Source organism: Flavobacterium sp. (assembly GCF_043779715.1).
Taxonomy (GTDB): domain Bacteria; phylum Bacteroidota; class Bacteroidia; order Flavobacteriales; family Flavobacteriaceae; genus Flavobacterium.
In genome coordinates, this window is sequence record NZ_JAYWDT010000103.1 from 1 (window position 1) to 18,967 (window position 18,967).

Consider the following 18,967-nt stretch of genomic DNA (forward strand, 5'->3'; position numbering starts at 1 on the left):
CTTACTTTTATAAGGATTATTTTGATTAATATTAGTCTAGATTGTAATTATGTTTTTGAAGGTTATAATTTTATTTAAAATAATAAAATTTGTTGATTAAAAATTGAACAACTAGATAAAGTAAACTTGCAATAACGGTAATTGATAGAAGAAAACTAATTAAATTCACAATAATATTTGGAATAAATTTCAATCGGGGATGAATATAGGACGGTTCACGATGTAGTTTTTCGTAAATTTTATTTTGTACAATTTTAATTTTTTGTTTGATAATCAAAGAATTTTATAGTGTTAGCAATAATTATATAGAAAAGTTAAGTCTTTTCCTGTTGATTAAGAGTGGTTGGTTTTTAGTCACTCTAAATTAGATAATTAATTTAATATAAGAGCATTATAAATTAAAATTGTGGACCATTTAGAGTTAGTGTCTCTTTCATTAAACATATTAAGTGGAAAAAGAGATAGAACCTTTGAAGAGCTAAGATCAGAGTTTTTCGGACAGTCTGATTATTAGAATTTATTGATTCTGTTATTGATTTGAAAAAGTAATAGAATAAAAAATTTAATTATAAAATAAAGTATTGAAAGATGAATAACGTAGGAACTATTATTTACGAAAAAAATTTCGAAACTGGACAAATAAATGCTGTCTGGAGTTATTTTATAGATGGAAAAGTAACATCAGGAACCGGTATTGCAAATGGTGGACAGGGGGATCAATATATAGGAAATTATATCATTACTTATAGTACTAATGGTATGCCAGAAACATCAATTTTTAAGATGGTTATAATCGAAAAAGAGGATCAAATTGTGTTAGAATGGTATGATGAAGAAGTCTTGTCCTATTTTGGAATTGGCATTATTAAAGACAATATTCTTACGGGAGGATGGAGTAAATATACAGATGAAAATTGATTAGGAGTCCATGCGGATCAAGGGGTGAAATATAAAGTTAATAAATTTTTGTGTGTTATATTTCAGATGTACGAACTTGCATCTATTATCAAATAGATACAACTTTTTAAAAAGAGAAGACAATCATTTTTTTTTTTTTTGTTAAAACAAGCTTGACCTATTACGATTGTCCGCGTGAGGGATCGAAGCGCCATCCTTTTGCTTTTTAAAGAAAATAGCAAAAGATACAGCGCAGAGCCCGACCCGAAGTTTTTCACGAAGGGTTACGCCAAAAAGGAATTTATAAAGAATTGTAATAATGACAGCTTTTGTTAATTGGACATTCGTTGCATTTAGGGTTGGTTGGTCTGCAAATTTCTCGCCCTAAAAACGAAATTGCCATACCAATTTCGCCCCAAATTACTTTTGGTAAAATTTGCATCAATTGTTTTTCGACTTTATTACCATCTTTGGATTCGGTAATTAATCCAATTCTGGGAGCAACTCGAATGACATGTAAATCAGCGATGATGCCTTCAGATTGGGAACCAGCTTCCCGCATCATGACATTGGCTGATTTTCTACCAATCCCTTTTAAAGCGACAAGTTCGGTCATTGTTTTTGGAATATTTTTGTCTTCTTTAAGGGTCTGAGCGATTTCGATGAGCCAGCTGGCTTTGGTTCCGAAATTTCTAACTTTGCTTATGTGTGGAATTAAAGAATCGATATTGGAAACTGAGAGACTTTCCATATTTGGGTAAGTTTCAAACAATGAGGCAGCTATTTTATTGATGTTTGCATCAGAATCTTGGGCTGATAAAACTACCATCACTATTAATTGATATAGATTTTTATAATCTAGCGGATGTTTTTTTTCTTTATATTTTTCTAATAATGGTTCTAATTCTTGATTCCAATTATTGAATAGTGACATGTTTTCTATTTTTTGTTTTATAAAGTTACTGAATTTATTTTTTGGAAGAAAAAAAGTCCCACATTACTGTAGGACTTAAATAGTTTGGGTCAATGTTTTATATGATTTCTAGAGTTCTCTCTAAAGCCATTCCTCTAGATCCTTTGATTAAAATGGTTAGATTTTTAGGGTTTACTGTTTGAAAGTTTTTTTCAAAACTTTCAAACGTATCGAAGAAATGTAAATTAGCTTTTTCAATTTTGCTTGTGAAGAAGTCTTTACCAACAAAAAAAGTTTCAATGTCTGTATTTTCTAACAATTGAATCACTTTTGCATGTTCGATTAAGCTTTCTTTTCCTAATTCGAACATATCGCCTAAAACAGCTATTTTTTCCTTTGCTTCGATTTGAATGAAGTTTGAAATAGCAGCTGTCATACTGCTCGGATTTGCATTATAGGCATCTAAAATAATATGATTGCTATTTTTTTCTATAAGTTGGGAACGATTATTTGTAGGAATATAATTTTCGATGGCCTCTTTAATATCAATATCAGAAATGTTAAAATATTTCCCAATGGTTATGGCTGCATTTATATTGTTTGCATTATATAATCCTATTAAATGCGATTGTATCTCGATATGGTTATAATTAATTTTAACCATAGGATTTGCTGTAACAGAATCTATTGTAACATCGTTTTTTGCTTTCTGTGAAAAACTATAACGTGCTATTTGTGCAGTTTTTTCATTTTGAATATCATCATCAAAATTTACAAAAGCTGTTTTTTTGTTTTCTTCTAAGTAATGATATAGTTCGCTTTTTGCTTTGATAACTCCTTCAATTCCCCCAAAACCTTCTAGATGTGCTTTGCCGAAATTTGTGATGTACCCAAAGTCAGGTTCAGTGATAGAACATAATAATTCTATTTCTTTTTGGTGATTTGCACCCATCTCTACAATGCCAATATCAGTATCTTCGTTGAATGATAGCAGTGTGAGCGGAACGCCAATGTGATTGTTTAGATTGCCAATGGTTGCTTTAGTATTGTATTTTTTTGAAAGTACAACGTTTATAAGTTCTTTGGTTGTTGTTTTTCCGTTACTTCCTGTTAGGGCAATAATAGGAAGGCCTAATTGCTGACGGTGGTGTTTTGCTAATTCTTGAAGCGTTTGTAGACTGTTTGAGACAAGAATCATTTTGTCTTTATCAGTATGATGTTTTTTGTCATCAATGATTACAAATAATGCGCCTTTGCTTATAGCTTCTTCGGCAAATGTATTGGCATCAAAGTTTTCTCCTTTTAAGGCAATAAATAAAGAGTTGTTTTCTATTCTTCGTGTATCCGTGTTTACGGAGGTACACTGTAAGTAGCATTGGTAAATTTCTTCGATTTTCATAATACGAAAGTAATAAAAAAATAAAAGCCCTAAAAATTTAGGGCTTTTAAATATTGTATAAAGAAATTATTAATTTCTTGCTCTTTTTGGCATGTCAGATTTTGGTCCAACTCTAGACATTGCACATCTAAATCCAATATAATCAGAAGCGATGTCTTGTTGACAATATCTTCTTTGTGCTGGATCTAACCAATATGCTCTGTCTCTCCAAGAACCACCTTTGTATACTCTTACGTCGTCACCAATAAGTGTTGTTCTTTTTGCAGATTTGTCAAATTTTCTATCCATTTTTCCTGTAGTATCTGCAGAAACATTATGAATTGGAGAATCGTACATTCTATTTTTATTGTCTTTTTTAGCTTCTCCTTCTTCAGAAGCGCCATAATCAAAGAAACGTGTAGATTGTTTATCACCATCTCTGTAGTTTATTTCATTACTCTTGTCGAAGTTTTGTCTTAAATAAGTTTCTTTTTCATCAACAGGAACTTGTGCAATTTCTCCAGGTTTGTTTCTAGCAATAACTTTACCGTTACTTAGCGTGTCATACTTAATGTTTTCTGAAGTTACTAATTCGATTTTTCCGTCATCACCAATTTTATTTTTAGTATAAACGTTTCCACGAACATAGTTAAAATCATTTGCTTCATCATCAATCATAGGTCTGTAAACATCTAGTACCCATTCTGCAACGTTACCTGCCATATCGTACAATCCAAAATCATTTGGTTTGTATGATTTTACAGGAGCAGTAATATCAGCACCGTCATCAGACCATCCTGCTATTCCTCCGTAATCACCTTTCCCTTGTTTGAAATTGGCTAATTGATCTCCTCTTGAAGATCTGCTTCCAGAACGTGTGTAAGAACCTTTCCAAGGATATTTTTTCTGACCTCTGTAAAGATTGTACTCTCTATTTCCTACATCAGCAGCAGATGCATATTCCCATTCCGCTTCGGTTGGTAGTCTGTATTCAGGTAAAAGTATTCCGGATGTTTTTTGTGCATATACGTTTGATGAATCGGCTGATTTTTTTGATCTTCCTTTCATTTTTTTCAAAACAATACTGTCATTTCCGCCAAATGATGTTGATGGAGAAGCTAAGTATGCTTCTGTACTAAATGTATTGTTAGCATCTACATCTACAATTTTAGCACCTTTTTTCATATAACCTTCTCTTTCAAGTACTGATTCGTTTACACGGTCAGTTCTCCACTTAGCATATTCGTTAGCTTGAATCCAGTTTACTCCTACAACAGGGTATTGAGAGTAAGCAGGATGTCTCAAATAGTTATTGGTCATAGTTTCGTTATAACCCAATCTATTTCTCCAGACTAATGTATCTGGAAGAGCTCCGTCGTAAATGTTTTTGTAATTTTCTTCAGTAGGAGGAAATACTCTTTTTGTCCAGTCTAAATATTCCATGTACATAAGGTTTGTAACCTCAGTTTCATCCATATAAAAAGATTGAACGTGTTGCTGATTTGGTGTATTGTTCCAATCATGCATAACATCATCTTGAACTTTACCCATTGTAAATGTTCCACCTTCAACTAATACTAATCCAGGAGCAGTCTCTTGTTTAGTGAAATTATTGTTGTATTGGAAACCACCATTGGGGTCGTTAATCTTCCATCCGGTAGCGGAAGAAGTGTTTTTCGAACTAGACTTTTTACTACAACTAGTAAATCCAAACAGTACTATTAATGAAAACAGCACTCTTACAGTCACAATTTTGTTTACTTTCATACTTTCGTAGGTAATTATTTTGTGGCGCAATATAACAATTAACCATTAAACTGCAACACCTTTTTTAGAAATATTTAAAAAAACAATAAAAAAAATATTTTTAGGTTATTTGTATATAAACGCACTATATATTTTTATATTGTATTTTAAATTTTATTTTTACTCACTAAAATAAAAAACATTTAATAACGTTATATTTGAATATGAAAAAAATCGTCAGTTTAATTGTCATATTTGTTTTTCAAACAGTTGTTGCTCAAAATAATAATATTACTATTAGTTGGATAGACGGAAATTATTCTGTTACTGAAAATTATAAAGTAAGTATTCCTAATTTTAAATCGGAGACCTTTATATATAATGATGTAAAAAAGAGTGTTTTCTTTTCTAAAAAAATCGAAGTGCCTTTTGATATCGATGAGAAAAGCTTAAAATTATCAAATATTGTTTTTGAAACTGTTGCTGAGGAAAAATTAAGAGATTTAGATAAATCACAAATTCCAAAAAAGCTTAATGAAACGCTTCAAAATGCAAAGGCAAGAGAGGTAAATTATGGGTTGCTAACTTTTTCGCCTATTATAAAAGAAGGTAATTTTTATAAAAGAGTTAAGTCCCTAACTTTTGATTATGTTGCAGGAATAGACAATGGCTTAAATCAGAAAAACATTACTGCAATATCTAATTCGGTACTAAAAACAGGAAGTTGGCGTAGGTTTTATGTTCAAAAATCTGGAGTTTATATTGTTTCTAAGGCATTTTTAGTTGAATTAGGTTTTGATGTAAATGTAAATCCTCAAACAATAAAAATTTACGGAAACGGAGGAAGAATGATTCCGCTTACAAATTCGGTTCCTTACCCAACGGATTTAGCCGAAAATGCCATACAGTTTGTTGGCGAAAGCGATGGTGTTTTTAATGATGGTGATTATATTTTGTTTTATGCCGAAGGGGTCGATAATTACAATGCCGATAGCGATACTCATGTTAATTTATATGCTGATAAATCTTATTATTATATAACATCATCTGCATCAAACGGGAAAAGAATTATGCCAATCGTAGAATCTCCGCAAGCACCAGATGTAATATTCACAACTTATGATGAGTATCAGTATCATGAAATTGATAAAACGAATCTCGCACACTTAGGAAGAAGATGGTATGGAGAACAGTTTAAGGTTACTAATGACCAGAATTTTCAGTTTTCGTTTCCCAACATTGTTACAGCAAGCCCAGTATTGTTAAAAGTTCAGGCTGCCGCTGTTAGTATTAACAATTCTACATTTTCTGTAAAAGCAAATAATCTAAATATTGGAAATATTAACTTATTAGGGATTTCTTCGGCTACGCTTGGCGATGAATCTGCTCTTTTAAATAATATAAATGCAACTAGTGCAAATATTTCTATTGATTTAAATTACAATAACAATGGGGTTCCAAGTGCTGCAGGATATTTAGATTATATAAGTTTAAAAGCAAAATCAAATCTGAATGGCTATGGTAGACAATTTAGATTTTCGGTCGATGCTGTTTCGTCGTCTATAGGAACTTGCGAATATCAAATAAGTAATGCGGCTTCGATAAAACAGGTTTGGGATATTACAGATATATATAATGTTGCGACAAAATTAAATGCTGGACAGTCACAATTTTCGTTCAAAACGTTTATGGGTGCCGAAAGAAAATTTATAATTGTAGATAATTTAGATGTTTATATACCACTAAAAGACGCTAATTCTATCGTGAATAACCAAGATTTAAAAGGAACAATTTTCTTAAACAAACAAGGTGTTTTTGAAGATGTAGATTATCTTATTATTACACCAGCGTCATTAAGTAGCCAAGCAGAGCGATTAGCAAATTTTCATAGAACAAATTCTAATCTGAATGTAAAAGTGATTAATCTAGAGAATTTGTACGAAGAATTTTCGTCAGGAAAACAAGATATAGGTGCTGTTAGAAACTTTGTAAAATACGTTTACGACAATCCATCAGCGCCAAGCGAGAAACTAAAATATTTATGTCTTTTTGGTGATGCATCGTTTGATTTTAAAGACAGAATAAAAAACAATACTAACATTGTTCCAGTATTTCAATCTATGGAAAGTTTCTCCCTTTCAGGGTCGTTTGTTTCTGATGATTATTTCGGATTAATGGATCCTAACGAAGGAAGTATGGTAACCTCATTAGGTTTAGATGTGGCCGTAGGAAGAATGCTAATTTCGAGCCTGTCACAAGCTGAACAAATGGTCACGAAAGTCATAGATTACTACGATAAAAAATCTTACGGAAGATGGCGAAATAATTTAATTTTTATATCTGATGATATAGATAAAGATAGTGATGCTACTTTGCAGTCGGATTTAGATGATTTAGCAAATAGAGTTACGCTAGAAAAACCTTTTTTTAATGTAAAAAAAATACATACCGATTCTTATGTACAAGAAACAACATCGGGCGGACAAAAATATCCTAAAGCCAAAGAAGATTTTATAAATTCATTCGGGCAAGGAGCCTTGGTTTTTAATTATTTCGGACACGGAGGAGAGGATGGTCTTGCAGGAGAAAGGATTTTTGAAACAAAAGATGCTATGGCTTTAAATAATCGATACAAATATCCATTATTTATAACTGTAACCTGTGAGTTTACCCGTTTTGATGATCCGTTAAGACCGACTGCTGGCGAGCATACTTATTGGAATCCTTCAGGTGGTGCAGTATCAATGGTTACTACAACAAGACAAATAGGGCAGTCAACAGGAGAAACATTCAATGTTAATTTGGCTTCAAAACTATTTGCTTACGGTTCTAATAATTATAGTTCCGTAGCAGAATCCGTTAGGTTGACCAAAGTGATGTCTGGAAATTCAGGAAATAATGTGGTTTTTTATATTGGAGATCCAGCGCTAAAACTAGCTATTCCGAAACCAAAAATAAGATTAACAAAAATAAATGGAGTGCCAATAGCTGGTTCTCCAGATGTGTTACAAGCATTAGCCTATGCAACAATTTCCGGGGAAGTTACAGACGAGTTTGATGTGCCGCTAACAAACTACAACGGAGAATTAGCTGTAAATATATATGACAAAGATATAAACCGTACCACTTTAGCAAATGACGGGACATATATTAATGGAACGTTAGAAATAATGAATTTTGCCACATTAGGCGAAACCATTTTTAGAGGAAATGCATCGGTAACAAATGGTCAGTTCGAATTTGGGTTTGTTGTTCCGCGTGATATAAAAATACCTGTAGGAAATGGGAAAGTAAGTTTTTATGCAAAAAACAATAATCTATTAGATGATCAAACAGGTTCTGATTTTTCTGTAAAAATAGGTGGACTAAATATTAATGCAGTTGCTGATGTTGTGCCTCCAAAAATAAGAATTTATATGAATGACGAATCTTTCGCTTCTGGCGGAATCACAAATCAGTCACCATTATTTCTAGCTTTTCTGGAAGACGAACATGGTATAAATACAGCCAGCGGAATAGGTCATGATATTGTTGCCTATTTAGATGGTGACGAAACAAAACCATATATATTGAATGATTTTTATGAAACCGAACTAAATAATTATACAAAAGGAAAACTAAAATATCCTTTCAGAAATTTAGCAATAGGTTTACATACCTTAACATTCAAAGCTTGGGATGTTTATAATAATATAGTAACAGCAGATTTACAATTTATTGTAGCAGGAGACGAAACATTAACACTAACAAACGTCTTAAATTATCCAAACCCATTTGTAAACCATACTGAGTTTTGGTTTACCCATAACAAGCCATTGGAGCAACTGGAAGTTCAAGTGCAAGTATTTACTATTACAGGAAAAATAGTTTGGACAAAAAACCAGATTGTAAGCAATGAAGGTTTTACCTCGCGTGACATTACTTGGGACGGGCGCGATGATTTTGGCGACAAAATAGGGAAAGGAGTTTATGTTTATAAACTCACCGTAAAATCGAATGTTACTAATAAAAAAACGGAAAAAATCGAGAAACTAGTAATTCTTTAATAAAAGAATATATATTTGTTAATTATTATATCAAAAAATAAAATGAAGAGAATCGTTTTTATATTATCTGGATTATTTATAGGAATTAATGTAAATGCACAAACCGACCGTCCTATAACAACAGGAGTGCCGTTTTTATTAATCGCTTCCGATGCTCGTGCAGCAGGTATGGGAGATAACGGAGTTGCCACTTCGCCCGATGCCTATTCGCAACAATACAATCCTGCAAAATATGCTTTTTCAACAAAGAAACAAGGTTTCGCGGTAAGTTATACGCCATATTTAACAGCGCTTGTCAATGATATTTCATTAGGACAACTTAACTATTTTAATAGAATAAATGAAAGAAGCGCTATAGGGTCAAGTTTGCGTTATTTTAGTTTAGGCGAAATTCAATTGACAGATGATCAAGGAACAGCACTAAATATTGTAAAACCAAATGAATTGGCATTAGATTTATCTTACTCATTAAAGCTGAGTGAGAAATTTTCTATGGCAGTTGCGGGACGTTATATTAGATCTAATCTAAAAGTAGCTTCAGGGACAGTAGACGCTTCGGCAGCAAGCACTTTTGCAATAGATGTTGCCGGTTATTATCAATCAGAAGAAATTGCTTATACCGATTTTAATGGTCGTTGGAGAGGTGGTTTTAATCTTCAAAATTTAGGGCCTAAATTAAATTATGACGGAGCTACGGGTGCCGAAAATAACGCTAATTTTTTACCTTCAAATCTAAGGATAGGTGGAGGTTTCGATTTTATTTTAGACGATTATAACAAAATTTCTGCCAATGTTGAATTTGCAAAACTATTAGTTCCAACTCCGCAAATTCCAGTTCCTGTCGATTCAAACGGTGATGGAGATACCTTAGATGCTGGAGAAAATGGTGTAGCGCAAGCTAATGCAGATTATAAAGCTATTGGTTGGACTTCGGGAATTTTCAAATCTTTTGGTGATGCGCCAGATGGTTTTAGCGAAGAACTAAAAGAGTTTACTTATGCTGCTGGAGCAGAATATTGGTACCAAGATTCATTTGCTTTACGTTTGGGATATTTTCATGAAAGTGAACAAAAAGGGAAGAGAAAATATTTTACATTAGGAGCAGGTTTCAAATATAATGTAGTTACTTTAGATGTTTCTTATTTGTTTTCGGCATCAAAAGTGCCAAATCCTTTAGAGAATACCTTGCGTTTTTCTCTAACATTCAATTTCGGTGATGACTATGATCAAAATTAAAATTAATAAATAATAAATAATTAATCCAAATTTCAATTACTGAGATTTGGATTTTTTTTCCCTTAACAAATTATGAAAGAGATTAATATAAATACGCAACTGTCGGTTTTTGAATCGATGAAAGAATTGCCTAATGATGTAAATGAATTAATGCAAAAAGCTATCGAAATTCGAAAAAAGGCTTATGCCCCATACTCTAAATTTAATGTAGGAGCGGCTATTTTGTTAGATAATGGCGAAATTGCTTTGGGTTCAAACCAAGAAAATGCTGCGTATCCGTCAGGATTGTGTGCAGAGAGAGTGGCGATTTTTCACGCAGGAGCTATTTATCCTCAGGCAAAAATTGTAAAAATGGCAATTACAGCAGGTTCTACGGTATCTGTAACGACAAAACCTATTCCGCCATGTGGTGCTTGTCGCCAATCTATTTTCGAATATGAATTTAGACAAGACGTTCCCATCGAAATTTATTTTATGGGAGAAACAGGTGAAATTTATAAATCAAATTCAATACAAAATTTACTTCCATTAACATTTGATAAGAACTTCTTGTAATTTTTATTAAAAAAAAGCAGTTAAATTTTACTTCTTACTTGGAATGTCTTATTTTTGCTTTTCGCAAATTTGTAAGATGTCGGGATTTAAAATTCATAAGATAATTTGCAAGCGTAAAATACTAGAAAAAGAAAATTTAGATGAAAGAAATTACAAAAGAAGTTTACTTAAAGTGGTACGAAGACATGCTACTTTGGAGAAAGTTTGAAGACAAACTAGCAGCGCTTTATATACAACAAAAAGTAAGAGGATTTCTTCACCTATATAACGGGCAAGAGGCAGTTCTTGCAGGTGCTTTGCACGCAATGGAACTAGGAAAAGACAAAATGATTACTGCTTATCGTAACCACGTACAACCAATAGGAATGGGTGTAGATCCAAAAGCTGTAATGGCTGAATTACTTGGAAAAGTAACGGGAACATCTAAAGGAATGGGAGGTTCGATGCACATTTTTTCGAAAGAAAAAGGCTTTTTTGGAGGTCACGGAATCGTAGGAGCTCAAATTCCTGTTGGAGCCGGAATGGCTTTTGCGGATAAATATTTTGGTCGCGATGGTGTTACCTTAACCTATTTTGGTGATGGTGCAGCACGTCAAGGTTCACTGCATGAAGCTTTTAATATGGCGATGTTGTGGAAGTTGCCAGTTGTTTTTATTGTAGAAAATAATGGTTATGCCATGGGAACTTCAGTAGAAAGAACAGCGAATCATACAGATATCTGGAAACTAGGTTTAGGATACGAAATGCCTTGCGGACCAGTTGACGGAATGAATCCTGTAAAAGTTGCTGAAGCGATGCATGAAGCTATTGATAGAGCACGTCGTGGAGATGGACCAACTTTCTTGGAAATGAAAACATACCGTTTTAGAGGTCACTCGATGTCTGATGCGCAACTATATCGTTCTAAAGAAGAAGTAGAAGAATACAAAAAAATAGATCCAATTACTCAAGTTCTTGATGTAATTATGGAGAAAAAATATGCTACAGAAGAAGAAATTGAAGTCATTGACGAAAGAGTAAAAGATTTAGTAGAAGAATGTGTAGCATTTGCCGAAGAATCTCCTTTCCCAGAAGTGCAACAATTGTATGATGTGGTTTACGATCAAGAAAATTATCCATTTATTCCTCATAGACTATAATTATGGCAACAGTAATAACAATGCCTCGCTTAAGCGATACGATGACGGAAGGAACAGTAGCAACTTGGTTAAAAAAAGTAGGCGATAAAATTTCTGAAGGCGATATTCTTGCTGAAATTGAAACCGATAAAGCAACTATGGAATTTGAATCATTCAATTCAGGAACGCTTTTACATATTGGAATTCCAGAAGGAGGATCGGCGCCTGTTGATTCGCTTCTAGCTATTATAGGAAAAGAAGGAGAAGATATTTCTGCTTTATTAAATGGAAATCCAGTAGCTACAAAAACGGAAGTTGCTTCTGAAGTAGTTGAAACTCCAAAAAACCAAGACTCAAAACCTGAAACCACTTTGCCAAAAGGAGTTGTAGTTGTTACAATGCCAAGACTTTCAGACACAATGACCGACGGAACTGTTGCAACTTGGTTGAAAAAAGTAGGTGACAAAGTTTCCGAAGGAGATATTCTTGCCGAAATTGAAACTGATAAAGCCACAATGGAATTTGAATCTTTCAATGCTGGAACTTTGTTATTTGTAGGAATTCAAGAAGGAGAATCTGCACCAGTTGATAGCGTTTTAGCTATTATCGGACCAGACGGAACAGATATTACAGGAATTGCAGAAAATTATAAAAAAGTTGGAAATGTTACTGCTCCAGTTGCTGAAAAAGCTACCGAAGTTTCTAATCCAACATCAAATAACCAAAACTCAACACCAAATTCAACGGATAGAGTTTTTGCTTCGCCTTTAGCTAAAAAAATTGCACAAGACAAAGGAATCAACTTATCACAAGTGAAAGGTTCAGGAGAAAATGGTAGAATTGTAAAAGGAGATGTAGAAGGATTTACACCTCAAGTTGCAGTTCAACAAACAGTTTCTACTTCGCCTGTAGCAAATAGTTCTGCTTCTGTTGTAAAACCTTTTGTTCCTGCTGGAGAAAAATTCTCGGAAGAAATTAAGAATTCGCAAATGCGTAAAACCATTGCGAAAAGATTATCAGAATCTATATTTACAGCACCTCATTTCTATCTAACTATCGAAATTTCGATGGACGAAGCCATGAAATCTCGTGCAACAATCAATACGATTCCTGATACTAAAGTGTCATTTAATGATATGGTTGTCAAAGCCTGTGCGATGGCTCTAAAGAAACATCCGCAAGTGAATTCTCAATGGAGAGAAGACGCAATGATTATCAATCATCATGTAAATATTGGAGTTGCTGTAGCAGTTGAAGACGGATTAGTAGTGCCTGTTTTAAACTTTGCAGACCAAATGAGTTTAACTCAAATTGGTTCAAGTGTTCGTGATTTAGCAGGAAAAGCTAAAACTAAAAAACTAACGCCTGCCGAGATGGACGGAAGCACATTTACAGTTTCAAATCTTGGAATGTTTGGTATTACTGAATTCACATCAATAATAAATCAACCCAATTCAGCGATTTTATCTGTTGGTGCTATTGTTGAGAAGCCAGTAGTTAGAAACGGTCAAATCGTAGTAGGAAATACTATGAAAGTAACTTTAGCTTGCGATCACAGAACAGTTGACGGAGCAACTGGAGCACAATTCTTACAAACATTGAAGCAATTTGTTGAAAATCCGGTTACTATGTTGGCATAATTGTCAATTTGTTTCTAAATATAAAATCTCATCTTGACAAATCTTGATGAGATTTTTTTTATTTTAGCTTAAATTCATTTTTTATGAAAAACATCATCATCACAGGAACTTCTAGAGGAATTGGTTACGAGTTAGCCTTACAATTTGCAAATGCAGGACACAATGTTTTAGCTATTTCTAGAAAAATGCCACAAGAATTAATCGATAATAAAAATATCACTTGCCTTTCAGTCGATTTGTCTAATGAAGAAGAATTGCAACAAGTAGAAAATTTCCTTTCCAACACTTGGAAAAAAGTCGATGTTATAGTTCATAATGCGGGTTCACTTTTGTTAAAACCTTTTGGAGAAATCACATCACAGGAATTCGAAAATATATATAAAGTTAATGTTTTTGGTGTAGCAAATCTAACACGTATTTGTTTGCCTTACCTTCAAAAAGGAAGTCATGTAGTGACTATTAGCTCGATGGGAGGAATTCAGGGAAGTATGAAGTTTGCGGGTCTTGCGGCTTATAGTTCGAGCAAAGGCGCAGTGATTACGTTATCTGAATTGTTAGCTGAAGAATATAAAGAAAGAGGCATTTCGTTCAATGTTTTAGCATTGGGTTCTGTAAACACCGAAATGTTGCAGGAAGCTTTTCCAGGTTATGAAGCACCGCTTTCGGCCACGGAAATGGCTGATTATATTTATAATTTTGCTTTAACAGGAAATAAATATTATAATGGAAGGGTTTTGCAAGTTTCAACAACAACGCCGTAAATGAAAACTGTTTTAGAGAAATACATACCAGAGCATTCGGTAGAGCCAGTTTTTGAATTAATAAAAATCAATCAAGTGCATCTAAAAATCGTCAATGAACGAGTAACTCGTCACGGAGATTACCGAAAAGGTTTGTCTGGAAAACACGAAATTACTGTAAACACCAGTTTGAATAAGTATCGATTCCTAATGACTTTAATTCACGAAATTGCCCATTTAGTGGCTTTCGAAAAATACGGACGAAATATAAAACCGCACGGCGACGAATGGAAACTGACTTTTCAGCGATTGATGGTTCCGTTTATTCGTCCCGAGATATTTCCAAGTCAATTATTGCCATTGTTGGCAAGACATTTCAGGAATCCAAAAGCCAGTAGCGATACAGATGCTACTTTATCATTAGCGTTAAAACAATTTGATCCAGAGAACGATAAAAATTATATCTTTGAGATTCCCTACGGAAGTGTATTTCGTATTCATAATGGTAAAATTTTTAAAAAAGTAGCCTTAAGATTAAAAAGATACGAATGTTTAGAGGTAAATTCTGGAAGAACTTATTTATTTAATCCAAATGCAGAAGTAGAATTGTTAAAAAATTAGGCATAAAAATGAATAAAAATTATTACGCAATATTAATGGCTGGTGGTGTTGGATCACGATTTTGGCCAGTAAGTACAGCCGAATTTCCTAAGCAATTTCACGATATGTTAGGCTCGGGAGAAACATTAATACAAAAGACTTTTTCGAGATTAGCCAAGTTAATTCCTGTCGAAAACATTCTGATTTTAACCAACGAAAGTTACAATCATTTGGTTTTAGAACAATTGCCATTGGTAAAACAAGAGAAAGTTTTATTAGAACCGGCAATGAGAAATACTGCGCCTTGTATTTTGTATGCGTCATTAAAAATTCAGAAATTAAACCCAAATGCGGTAATGGTTGTGGCGCCAAGCGATCATTGGATTGAAGACGAAACGGATTTTATCCAAAATTTGCAACAATGTTTCGATTTTTGCACCCATGAAAACGCATTGATGACATTAGGGATTCAACCTACATTTCCCAATACGGGTTTTGGTTATATCGAATATGATAAAACCGATGCTAATCCGATAAAAAAAGTAAACCAATTTAGAGAAAAACCCGATTATGAAACCGCAAAATCATTCCTAGATTCTGGAAATTTCCTTTGGAATGGTGGGATTTTTATTTGGAGTGTAAAAACAATTACAGAAGCTTTTTCTGCCTTTCAACCAAAAATGAATGCTTTGTTCTTAAAAGGATTAGAAAGTTATAATACGCCTGCCGAAAAGCAATTTATAGAAGAAAATTACGCGTTTGCTGAAAATATTTCTATCGATTATGCCGTAATGGAAACCGCTAAAAACGTGTATGTTCTTCCTGCCACTTTCGATTGGAATGACCTAGGAACTTGGGGTTCGCTTCACGAAAAATTAGAAAAAGACGAAAATAATAATGCGGTTGTAAATGCCAAAGTTTTACTCGAAAACTCCTCTAATAATATTGTTCGTTCCGATGCCCACAAACTAATCATTATTGATGGTTTAAACGATTATATCATTGTAGATAAGGAAGGAATTTTATTGATTTATCCAAAAAGTAAAGAACAGGATATAAAAAGTATTGTAAAAAAACTAGAGAAAAAAAATTGATAATACTAAAAGAATACCTCTTATGGTAACTTGATTTAATATAAAGAGTTTACTAGAAGAATTTAGTATTGTTAATAAATCGGCAAAAGAAAGTGAATACACTTTCTTTTGCCGATTTATATTTTAAAGAATAACTTAATTAGGAAGAATATCTATTAATGATCAATTATTTTAATTAACAATCAATTTTGCCGTAAATAATTTACGTGAATGAATTTTTAAAATATAAGTTCCTTTTGCTAAATCTTGAGTAATTAAAGAATACTTGTTATTATTTACATTTTTAGTAGCATACATCAATTTTCCCTCCATATTAAAAATCTCTATTTCGTCAATTGGATAATCCGACTGAATAAATGTTTGATTGTCCCTTTTTGCAGGATTTGGATATACTTTTAATCCATTATCAATTTTAAATTCATCATTGCCTAAAGTACCAACAACTTCAAAAGTTACTCTATTTGATACTTCATTGTAAGAGTCATCAGTAAACATTACTATAAAATAATTTCCTGTTTGTGTAGGTAATTCTGGTCCTGTAATATTTTTTGTTCCTTCAGCTAATCCTCCAAAATAAGTATAACTCACCAAAGGTTGAATATTTGGGTTGTCTCCTTCATGGTAAATTCCTAACCAATCTTTTACAATTCCAGGAGCATCTGTCCATGAAGCAGAAATTTGTTCTCCTAAATCATAAACAGGCTTATTAATCCATAATTCGGTTACGATATCTCCAATTTTAAAGAAAACTTTATTCCCAATTGGACTGTAACCATTTTGCAAATAATATTCAGCATAATAATATCCTTTTGCCAAACCGTTAAAAGTCTTAGAACCCGATATAGTAGTAACATATTGATAACTTGTAGCAGGAACTGCTCCTCCTGGATTTACGCCCATTTTATAAATTCCAATCCAGTCATTTGTTAATTGTGGACAGTTAGTATAACTTACAATTACTGGAGCGCCAACTGGATATTCCGTCTGATTCGTGCTTAATACTGGAACTGGACCAACATAAAAATATTTTCTTGCTGAAATTTCTGTATAGCCACCATTTGAAAATATGGCTACAAAATAGCGTCCTTTAGTGGCTAATCCGCTTGAGAAATTTATAAAGCCAGCAGCATTTCCATCAGTGTATTGCCATGTTTGAGAAGGTGTTGCTCCTCCAGGTGTTTGTCCTTCTTTGTATAATCCTATCCAGGTTGAGGTACTGAGAGGTGCATCAGTAAAATTAACTCTTATGGGCGCATTTTGCGAATAAGTTAAGGCATCTGTAGTTATTTGTGTGTTTACTGTTGTACTTCCAGTAACTGTAAATATCTTAACATCGCTCCACGGAGACCATTCTAAATTGCGATCTCTGTATCTTAATTTAGTGTAATACTGTCCGTTAGGAAGTGAATTTGAAGCCAAAGTCATCTTAGTAATATCAATTCCAAGATTCACATTGACTGTAGAATCTCTTCTAGTGCCGTACTTACCGTATAAATTTTCAAAATCACGATATATTTCTTTCTTAATGATATCGAATGTTGGTGTTTGTGAAATCAAAAACTGACTCGTATTTAATAATTCGCCTGAAGTGGTACTGTATGCTGAACCTGAAACCGTTAAAGGCAAAGTTACACTGGCAGGAAAAACATTCGTAATAGTTGGTTTAACTGGAGCTGGTTTGTTTTTATATCGATGAAAAGTATCCATCAATTGGTTGTTTTTCCATTGGTCAACACTTCCTATAGAATAACTTTCAACATCCATTTTTCCATTGGTTACATCAATATCAACAATTTGGTAAATCCAGTTGCAGATGGTTTTTTGAACATCGTCAAAATCCTGTTCTGTTGATGAACCCCAATATTGATCCCAAGCAGTTCCGCCAGAAATGATGTTATATATTGGTGTGTTTTTCAATTGACCTCTGTGATACAAATGGTGGTGCGCCCCAATATGCATGGAATATTTTGGAGAAGTTACTAATAAAGGAACAGCAGTATCTCTAACCCATGTAGAAATATCACCTACATATTGCTCTGCTTGATACGGTCTGTGGCTCAAAGAAAAAATCCAATCTACTGTATTATCTGTATTCGCAGCAGCGACAACTTGTTGCAGCCAACTTAATTGTGCCGCACCAGTATGTTCCGAACTTAAACTGATAAACAAAACATTGCCCGCTTGTTGTGCATAATAATTTTCTGTTCCGGATGAAACTCCTTTATAACTCAATTCGCTAATGTAGAAATGGTCATAGTATGAGTTCATTCCTAATGTTCCATACGTTTCGTGGTTTCCAACGGTAGTCTGGATTGGAATATTTCCTGACAATCCTCTGTTCTTTTTAAAATGTACGTTTTCATAATGGTCTAAGGTTCCCACATCTACCTGATCTCCCACCATAAACGTCATAGAAATGTTATCATCAGGAGATAAATTTGAACCCCATTTTTGCTTTATTTTTCTTTTAGCTGCGGATACTAATGAATCGTAACGAGGTACTGCTTTCAACTGGTTGTCTCCCATAATCAAGAAACGAATATGACCATCAGCAGTAGAAGGTTGTCCTGGATTAGGAAGTGTTTTAAATGAATTGATTGCAGATACGTTTATTCCTGTTTTGATTCTGTAATAATATTTCGTGTTTGGAGATAAGTTAATTATTTTTACATTATGATAAAAATAATTACCTGGGTATCCTGAGTCTGTAAAAATATTAGTATTACCAGTTACTGTTACACTTAGATTTGAAGATGAAGTTCCGTACTCAACTATCGATTCGGAATTACTATCTGTTTTCCAATTTATATATATCGATGTTGGTGTTGCATTTTGTAAATAAGGAAATAAAGACTGTGCATTAGTTTGTATATTAATAAAAATCCCTAATAAAATAAGTAAAGTTTGTTTTTTCATGGTAAAATAAATTATTGAATTGCAAATTTATTTTACTATGAAAATCTTTGTGTTAATTGGTTATTAACTCTTTTTTGAATCTGTAAAT

13 protein-coding genes are annotated in these 18,967 nt (G+C 33.3%); 9 read left to right on the top strand and 4 right to left on the bottom strand.

The annotated features are described in order from the left end of the window. Positions 1-588: 588 nt before the first annotated feature. The gene (locus ACH2BG_RS05160) at positions 589-918 is read left to right on the top strand and encodes a hypothetical protein (protein ID WP_395046651.1); all 330 of its coding nucleotides are present in this window, start codon (positions 589-591) and stop codon (positions 916-918) included. A 280-nt stretch (positions 919-1,198) separates the two neighbouring features. Here ACH2BG_RS05160 and nth read toward each other — a convergent pair whose 3' ends face one another. From nth to gldJ, 3 genes are all read right to left on the bottom strand, one after another. Beyond that, on the bottom strand, positions 1,199-1,831 hold the full coding sequence (gene nth / locus ACH2BG_RS05165; protein WP_395046652.1) for an endonuclease III domain-containing protein: 633 nt from the start codon (positions 1,829-1,831) through the stop codon (positions 1,199-1,201). Between the two features lie 97 nt (positions 1,832-1,928). Further along, complete coding sequence (gene murF, locus ACH2BG_RS05170; protein ID WP_395046653.1) at positions 1,929-3,209, bottom strand: UDP-N-acetylmuramoyl-tripeptide--D-alanyl-D-alanine ligase; 1,281 nt, start codon at positions 3,207-3,209, stop codon at positions 1,929-1,931. Positions 3,210-3,278: 69 nt separating this feature from the next. Continuing rightward, the gene (gldJ, locus tag ACH2BG_RS05175) at positions 3,279-4,955 is read right to left on the bottom strand and encodes a gliding motility lipoprotein GldJ (RefSeq protein WP_395046654.1); all 1,677 of its coding nucleotides are present in this window, start codon (positions 4,953-4,955) and stop codon (positions 3,279-3,281) included. 203 nt (positions 4,956-5,158) lie between these two features. Here gldJ and porU point away from each other — a divergent pair, with 203 nt between their 5' ends. From porU to ACH2BG_RS05215, 8 genes are all read left to right on the top strand, one after another. Beyond that, positions 5,159-8,980, top strand: coding sequence for a type IX secretion system sortase PorU (gene porU / locus ACH2BG_RS05180; protein ID WP_395046655.1), 3,822 nt, complete (start codon positions 5,159-5,161; stop codon positions 8,978-8,980). A 42-nt stretch (positions 8,981-9,022) separates the two neighbouring features. Continuing rightward, a complete protein-coding gene (gene porV, locus ACH2BG_RS05185; protein WP_395046656.1) occupies positions 9,023-10,216 on the top strand; it encodes a type IX secretion system outer membrane channel protein PorV in 1,194 nt (397 codons plus the stop codon). Positions 10,217-10,288: 72 nt separating this feature from the next. Then, complete coding sequence (cdd, locus tag ACH2BG_RS05190; protein ID WP_395046657.1) at positions 10,289-10,771, top strand: cytidine deaminase; 483 nt, start codon at positions 10,289-10,291, stop codon at positions 10,769-10,771. Between the two features lie 140 nt (positions 10,772-10,911). Next, positions 10,912-11,910: a pyruvate dehydrogenase (acetyl-transferring) E1 component subunit alpha gene (gene pdhA, locus ACH2BG_RS05195; RefSeq protein WP_091476704.1), complete on the top strand. Its 999-nt coding sequence runs from the start codon at positions 10,912-10,914 to the stop codon at positions 11,908-11,910. Positions 11,911-11,912: 2 nt separating this feature from the next. Then, positions 11,913-13,529, top strand: a complete 1,617-nt coding sequence (locus tag ACH2BG_RS05200; RefSeq protein ID WP_395046658.1) for a 2-oxo acid dehydrogenase subunit E2 — start codon at positions 11,913-11,915, stop codon at positions 13,527-13,529. 83 nt (positions 13,530-13,612) lie between these two features. After that, the gene (locus ACH2BG_RS05205; protein WP_395046659.1) at positions 13,613-14,290 is read left to right on the top strand and encodes an SDR family NAD(P)-dependent oxidoreductase; all 678 of its coding nucleotides are present in this window, start codon (positions 13,613-13,615) and stop codon (positions 14,288-14,290) included. Beyond that, positions 14,291-14,890 (top strand): SprT-like domain-containing protein, encoded by a 600-nt coding sequence (locus ACH2BG_RS05210; protein ID WP_395046660.1) that lies wholly within the window; start codon positions 14,291-14,293, stop codon positions 14,888-14,890. Positions 14,891-14,898: 8 nt separating this feature from the next. Beyond that, the gene (locus ACH2BG_RS05215) at positions 14,899-15,963 is read left to right on the top strand and encodes a mannose-1-phosphate guanylyltransferase (RefSeq protein WP_395046661.1); all 1,065 of its coding nucleotides are present in this window, start codon (positions 14,899-14,901) and stop codon (positions 15,961-15,963) included. A gap of 171 nt (positions 15,964-16,134) precedes the next feature. On the opposite strand, the gene ACH2BG_RS05220 is transcribed toward ACH2BG_RS05215, so the two are convergent. Further along, entirely contained in the window at positions 16,135-18,879 is a 2,745-nt protein-coding gene (locus ACH2BG_RS05220) for a fibronectin type III domain-containing protein (RefSeq protein ID WP_395046662.1), read from the bottom strand. Between the last annotated feature and the right edge of the window lie 88 nt (positions 18,880-18,967).

Bases quoted from the DNA above. Each gene is read 5' to 3' on its own strand.
- ACH2BG_RS05160 (WP_395046651.1), top strand. From the start codon at position 589: ATGAATAACGTAGGAACTATTATTTACGAAAAAAATTTCGAAACTGGA.
- nth (WP_395046652.1), bottom strand. From the start codon at position 1,831: ATGTCACTATTCAATAATTGGAATCAAGAATTAGAACCATTATTAGAA.
- murF (WP_395046653.1), bottom strand. From the start codon at position 3,209: ATGAAAATCGAAGAAATTTACCAATGCTACTTACAGTGTACCTCCGTA.
- gldJ (WP_395046654.1), bottom strand. From the start codon at position 4,955: ATGAAAGTAAACAAAATTGTGACTGTAAGAGTGCTGTTTTCATTAATA.
- porU (WP_395046655.1), top strand. From the start codon at position 5,159: ATGAAAAAAATCGTCAGTTTAATTGTCATATTTGTTTTTCAAACAGTT.
- porV (WP_395046656.1), top strand. From the start codon at position 9,023: ATGAAGAGAATCGTTTTTATATTATCTGGATTATTTATAGGAATTAAT.
- cdd (WP_395046657.1), top strand. From the start codon at position 10,289: ATGAAAGAGATTAATATAAATACGCAACTGTCGGTTTTTGAATCGATG.
- pdhA (WP_091476704.1), top strand. From the start codon at position 10,912: ATGAAAGAAATTACAAAAGAAGTTTACTTAAAGTGGTACGAAGACATG.
- ACH2BG_RS05200 (WP_395046658.1), top strand. From the start codon at position 11,913: ATGGCAACAGTAATAACAATGCCTCGCTTAAGCGATACGATGACGGAA.
- ACH2BG_RS05205 (WP_395046659.1), top strand. From the start codon at position 13,613: ATGAAAAACATCATCATCACAGGAACTTCTAGAGGAATTGGTTACGAG.
- ACH2BG_RS05210 (WP_395046660.1), top strand. From the start codon at position 14,291: ATGAAAACTGTTTTAGAGAAATACATACCAGAGCATTCGGTAGAGCCA.
- ACH2BG_RS05215 (WP_395046661.1), top strand. From the start codon at position 14,899: ATGAATAAAAATTATTACGCAATATTAATGGCTGGTGGTGTTGGATCA.
- ACH2BG_RS05220 (WP_395046662.1), bottom strand. From the start codon at position 18,879: ATGAAAAAACAAACTTTACTTATTTTATTAGGGATTTTTATTAATATA.